Raw genomic sequence first — 3,791 nt, 5'->3', positions numbered from 1 at the left:
CCCGCGCGCATGCCCGAACGCGCGTACGACGGCGGACCCGTACGTCCCGATCGAAAGATAACGAGATGACCCAGGCCGCACCCCCGCTGCGTCGCCGCAGACCTCGCACCGCGTTCGGCGGCCCGGTGCAGGGCTGGCTCTACGCCGCCCCCACCGCGATCTTCGTCGCCCTGCTCTTCATCGTCCCGCTGGTGCTGGTGGTGCAGATGTCGGCATCCGACTGGCCCCTGTTGAGCGGCAACCAGGGCATCAACTTCCCCGAGAACTACGCGGATGCCGTCACTCACCGCCTCTTCTGGGACTCGATCCGCTTCACCCTGCTGTACACGCTCATCACCACCGTCATCCTGATCGGCCTCGGACTCGGACTCGCCCTGCTCGTGCAGGAGTCGACCCGGTGGAAGGGGTTCCTGCGCACGGCGTTCCTCATCCCGAGCGCCCTGGGCCTCGCATCCGCCTCACTGCTCTTCTACGTGCTGTACTCCCCCATCGCCGGCCCCTTCGCGAACCTCATGAAGTCGTGGGGCATCACGTTCCTCGGCTCCCCCGAGGGCGCGCTGTGGTCGACGATATTCCTGATCGTCTGGCGGTACGCGGGCTTCTACATGCTGCTGATGCTGGTGGGCCTGCAGGGCATCCCCGACGACGTCTACGAGGCCGCCCGCATCGACGGCGCGAACCGGTGGCAGACGTTCCGCGACATCACGGTGCCGCTGCTCAAGCCGACGTTCGCCCTCACCACCGTGATGTGCGTGACCGGGTCGCTGCTCGCGTTCGAGCAGTTCTACATCCTCACCAAGGGCGGCCCCGACAACAGCACCATGACCGTGGTGCAGCTGATCTACAACGTCGCGTTCCAGGGGCAGAACAGCCTCGGCATCGCCGGCGCCCTCTCGGTGATCGTGCTGCTCGCGCTCATCGTCATCAACGTCTTCCAGCTGCGCGCGTTCCGCCGCACGGATGAGAACTGAGCTGAGAATCATGTCCCAGACCCTGACGCGCACCATCGTCGCCCCGAATCATCAGCCCACCGCGCCCCGGTACCGCTCGAAGGCAGCCCGCGTCGTCTTCGGCATCCCGTACTGGGTGTTCACCACAGCCCTCGCGGTGATCTTCCTCTATCCGCTCATCTGGACCGGCGTCTCGTCGGTCAGCCCGATGGCCGGCACCAGCCAGACCGACGGCTGGGGCTTCGGCAACTACGCCGCCCTCGGCGAGTACCAGGCGGGCATCTGGGTGTACCTCGGCAACTCGCTCTTCGTCTCGGTGCTCACGGTGGCGCTCACGCTGTTCATCTCGCTGCTGGGCGGATACGCATTCGCGCGCTTCTCGTTCCCCGGCAAGAACGCGCTGTTCCTGCTGACCCTCGCGATCCTGATGGTGCCGTACGCGACCCTGCTCATCCCGCTCTATGTGATCCTCAATTCGGTCGGCCTGCAGAACTCGCTCGTCGGCGTCGCGCTGGTGATCACGATGTTCCAGCTGCCGTTCTCGATGTTCATGATGCGCATCTCGTTCGAGTCGATTCCGAAAGAGATGGACGAGGCGGCGATGGTCGACGGATGCTCGAGCTGGGGCGCCCTGTGGCGGGTGCTGCTGCCCGCGGTCAAGCCGGGTCTCGTCACGGTCGGGCTCTTCGCCTTCCTCACCGCGTGGAACGACTTCATGGCCCCGCTGATCCTCATCAACGACACCAACCGCATGACGCTGCCGCTCGCGGTGGCCAACCTCCGAGGACAGGTGCAGGGCGTCGTCGACTACGGCGCGACCGAGGCGGGGGTCGTCGTGCTGGCGCTCCCCTGCATCCTGCTCTTCCTGATCCTGCAACGACACTACGTGCGCGGCTTCATGTCCGGCGCCTTCAAGGGATGACCATGTTCGACACCACAACACCTGCCGCGCCCGTCGTCCCCACCCGCGGCCGACTGCGGCCTCTCGGCCTCTCGGAGGTGCGCATCACCGGAGGGTTCTGGGGCGACCGCCAGGCCGTCAACGGCACGGCCACGCTCACGCACATCGAATCGCGCCTCGAGTCCGAGGGGTGGCTGCCGAACTTCGATCTCGCCGCCGCCGGCACGCTTCCCGAAGGACGCCGGGGCCGCGAGTTCGCCGACTCCGAGATCTTCAAGTACCTCGAGGCGCTGGCGTGGGAGATCGGACGCACGGATGCCGCAGCTGACGGCGACCTCGATCAGCGGTTCCGCCGCGTGGTCGACAGGGTCGCCGCGGCGCAGGAGCCCGACGGGTACCTCAACACGATGTTCGGCCGCGACGGTCAGGGTGAGCGCTGGTCGGCGCTGCAGTGGGGGCACGAGCTGTACTGTCTCGGGCACCTGTTCCAGGCGGCCGTCGCCCGGGTTCGCACGCGACCCGAGGAGGATGACGGTCTGATCGACATCGCCCGACGCGCCGCCGACCTCGTCTGCCGTGAGTTCGGCGCAGACGGGCGCGACGCGATCTGCGGGCACGCCGAGGTCGAGGTGGGTCTGGCGGAACTCGGACGAGCGCTCGGCGAGCAGCGCTACATCGACCAGGCCGCTCTGTTCGTCGAGCGGCACGGCCGCGGGTCTCTGGGCGAGATCGAATGGGGGCGCAGCTACTTCCAGGACGACCTGTCGGTGCGCGACGCCGAGGCTCTGCGCGGGCACTCCGTGCGGGCGAACTACCTCTCCTCCGCTGCCGCCGACGTCGCGACCGAGCTGTCGGACGAGTCGCTGCTCGACTCCCTGCGCGCGCAGTGGGACCGCACGGTCGAACGCCGCACCTACGTCACAGGCGGCCAGGGGTCGCATCATCAGGACGAGGCGTTCGGCGACGACTGGGAGCTGCCGCCCGACCGCGCCTACTCCGAGACCTGCGCCGGGATCGGCTCGATCATGTTCTCGTGGCGTCTGCTGCTGGCCACGGGCGAGACGCACTACGCCGACCTGATCGAGCGCACCCTGTTCAACGTCGTCGCGACCTCGCCCGCCGGCGACGGGCGCTCGTTCTTCTACGCCAACACGCTGCACCAGCGCACACCCGGCGTCCCGGCGGATCCGGATGCGACGTCGCCGCGAGCCTCGTCATCGCTGCGGGCCCCGTGGTTCGAGGTATCGTGCTGTCCGCCCAATGTGGCCCGCACCTTCGCGAGCCTCGCGGCCTATGTGTCCACGGCCGATGACGACGGCGTGCAGCTGCACCAGTACGCGCCCTCGATCGTGCGCACGGCGCTGCCGGACGGCCGGGTCGTGGCGTTCGATGTCGAGACGGGGTATCCGGCCGATGGCGGCATCCGCGTCACGATCCGCGAGGATGCCGAGTTCACCCTGACTCTGCGCGTTCCCGGCTGGGCCGACGGCGCCACGGTACGAGTGCGCAGCGGTGGCGACGTCACGGAGTCGCCCGCACCTGCGGGGGCGGTCGAGGTCGCCCGGGCTTTCCGTGCCGGCGACATCGTCGAGCTGGATCTGCCGATCGTGGCGCGCGCCACCTCACCGCATCCGATGGTGGATGCCGTGCGCGGCAGCGTCGCGATCGAGCGCGGGCCCGAGGTGCTCGCCCTCGAGTCGATCGATCTCGGAGCCGATGTCGGCGACGCGGTCGTGGTCGGCGACCCCGTCGAGAGCGACGGTCACGTCGTGCTGCCGGTGCGCCACCGCTTGACCGGCGACATGGTCGATGCACCCCTGATCGCCTACCACGACTGGGCCCGGCGCGGTCCGTCGACCATGCGGGTGTGGATCCCGACGAGCTGACCCGGCGCCCCCGCATCCGGATCACGCGAGCGGCCCCCTCTCGCTCGAGCGGGG

The 3,791-nt window shown here is 68.7% G+C and carries 3 protein-coding genes; all 3 read left to right on the top strand.

Going from position 1 to position 3,791, the window contains the following annotated elements; all coding sequences use genetic code 11:
- Positions 1 to 65: 65 nt before the first annotated feature.
- The 3 genes from J7E68_RS14995 to J7E68_RS14985 are packed head-to-tail and all read left to right on the top strand — an operon-like array spanning position 66 to position 3,737.
- Positions 66 to 971, top strand: coding sequence for a carbohydrate ABC transporter permease (locus J7E68_RS14995; RefSeq protein WP_215173908.1), 906 nt, complete (start codon positions 66 to 68; stop codon positions 969 to 971).
- A 10-nt stretch (positions 972 to 981) separates the two neighbouring features.
- Positions 982 to 1,872, top strand: coding sequence for a carbohydrate ABC transporter permease (locus tag J7E68_RS14990; RefSeq protein WP_215173906.1), 891 nt, complete (start codon positions 982 to 984; stop codon positions 1,870 to 1,872).
- Positions 1,869 to 3,737 carry a beta-L-arabinofuranosidase domain-containing protein gene (locus J7E68_RS14985; protein WP_215173904.1) on the top strand — a complete coding sequence of 623 codons (1,869 nt, stop codon included), beginning with the start codon at positions 1,869 to 1,871 and terminating at the stop codon, positions 3,735 to 3,737. The genes J7E68_RS14990 and J7E68_RS14985 overlap by 4 nt, the downstream gene beginning before the upstream one ends.
- Positions 3,738 to 3,791: the final 54 nt, after the last annotated feature.

Origin of the sequence: Microbacterium sp. ISL-103 (genome assembly GCF_018613995.1) — a bacterium.
GTDB lineage: Bacteria > Actinomycetota > Actinomycetes > Actinomycetales > Microbacteriaceae > Microbacterium.
Note: the sequence above shows the minus strand (reverse complement) of the source record. Positions and strands in the feature narration are given on the sequence as shown.

What these genes read in the sequence shown, in the direction of transcription:
- J7E68_RS14990 (WP_215173906.1), top strand. Translation starts at nt 982, where the DNA reads ATGTCCCAGACCCTGACGCGCACCATCGTCGCCCCGAATCATCAGCCC.
- J7E68_RS14985 (WP_215173904.1), top strand. Translation starts at nt 1,869, where the DNA reads ATGACCATGTTCGACACCACAACACCTGCCGCGCCCGTCGTCCCCACC.
- J7E68_RS14995 (WP_215173908.1), top strand. Translation starts at nt 66, where the DNA reads ATGACCCAGGCCGCACCCCCGCTGCGTCGCCGCAGACCTCGCACCGCG.